Source organism: Xenorhabdus sp. SGI246 (assembly GCF_040838225.1).
GTDB lineage: Bacteria > Pseudomonadota > Gammaproteobacteria > Enterobacterales > Enterobacteriaceae > Xenorhabdus > Xenorhabdus indica.
This window is the reverse complement of record NZ_JBFPEZ010000166.1, coordinates 1-1,934: the sequence shown is the minus strand read 5'-3', so window position 1 is coordinate 1,934 and position 1,934 is coordinate 1. Positions and strand designations below refer to the sequence as shown.

The 1,934-nt window shown below is 32.3% G+C and carries 1 protein-coding gene; it reads right to left on the bottom strand.

Features of this window, described 5'->3' with window-relative positions:
- Nucleotides 1–1,934: condensation domain-containing protein (locus ABLA85_RS18995; RefSeq protein WP_367965857.1), on the bottom strand; the 1,934-nt coding region annotated here is incomplete at both ends.

Below are 1,934 nucleotides of genomic sequence, written 5' to 3'. Positions count from 1 at the left end.
CATTTTTACTAACTCCTTGAGCGATCAGATAGCGGGCAAGTTGGTTTGAACGTAAGTCCAGCTCTTGATAACTAACATTTTCTTCACCAATGCAAGCTAGCATTTGTGGTTTAGCGATAACTTGCTCGGAAAATATGGTTATCAAATCCTTTGATGTATCCAGAGTGAGATTTGAACATATAGGTGTATGTCCTTTAAATATGAATTGAGATAAATTTTGATCAGAGTTCTTGATCATATTTTCTAAAACTTCTTGATGCACATTTATCAGGTGTTTTATAGTTTTTTCATTAAATAATTCCATGGGATACTCAATTTCCACTTCTAAAGAACTACCATCACCTGTGAATCGCAAATCTATTTCATTGGGTGTAGTTCGAGTATAATCATACTCAACTGCTTGAATATCCATTTTCTCATGCCAATTATCCAGCCATGTAGCCGGAAAATTTTGATGGCGCAACATTATCGGAACTAAAGGAATTTGGCTGCTATCCCGTTGTTTTTGAAGTGCAGCTAAAACATGTTCAAATGGCAAGTCACTATGTTCAAAGGCATCTAATACTTGTTTTTTAACACGAAGTAGTAAGGTTTCTACTGTGGGATCGTCGCATAAGTCTAAGCGAAGAGCTAATATATTAACGAAAAATCCGATTAATTGTTCCAACTCTACTGGATTTCTGTCAGATATAGTTGTACCTATACATAAGTCTTCTCGCCCAGTGAACTTTTTTATCACAATGGAGAAACTAGTAAGTAAAGTTATGAAGATGGTTACGTTAAATTGTTTACTTAATTCATTTACACTATGAGCTAAAATCTTTGGGTACGTATATTTATAAGTTTTAACATGCCATAAGCGATTTGCAGGACGAGGAAAGTCATATGGAAGGAGTATCCCATCTTCATATTTATCTAGTGTATTAGTCCAATATTCTAAGTGTTTATCAAGATTTTTTTTTCGTTGCCATATTGAATAATCAGCATATTGTATTTTTAATGGAGGCAATTCTAACAATTTACCATCCATAATAGATGAATATAATTCATGCAGCTCTCTAAATAAGATATCTAGTGACCAACCATCACAAATAATATGATGGATATTTATCATAATTATATGATCATCTTTAGAGATCTCTAACACATTTATATTTAACAATGGGCCTTTCTCAAGATTAAAAACATGATTTGCATGTTCAAATATTTTCATTTGAATATCTTTATATTCAACACATTCAATATCAATATCTAATATTAAGGAAGTATGAATTAATTGTTTTGGTGAACCATTTTTTCCTAATTGATAGAAAGTAGTGCGTAAAATTTCATGGCGTTCAACTAATATATTGAAAGCTTTTTTGAGAGCATTAAGAGAGAACTTTTCTCCATATATGTGGAAAGTAATTGGTATGTTATAGCTAGTTCGCTGCTCTTCTACATGATTATGAATAAACCATAAACGCTCTTGTTCATAAGAAAGTGGTATAACATTTTGTCTATTAACAACTGGAATTTCATTAATTTTTTTTTGTTGATCAACTAAAATAGCTTTTTCTATTAACTCAGAAAATTGTTCAAGTATAGGATTATTAAATAACATACTCACTGGCAAATTAATTCCGAACTCATTACGAATACGAGCAAAAAGTTGTGTTGCAATCAATGAGTGCCCACCAAGTTCAAAAAAATTGTCTGTAGCACTAATATCTAATTTTTTATTAGCCAGTTGAGATAATACATCTGACCATAATTTAGCAAGAGTCTTCTCAGTTTCAGTACGGGGAGCAATATAGCCGCTATCTTTACTGTCCCAGCTTGGTTCTGGCAGATTCTGATGATTTATTTTTCCGTTAGGCAATCGAGGCAGCATTGCTAATGATACATAAAGAGTAGGTATCATGTAAGTTGGGAGTTTATCATTTAAATAAAGC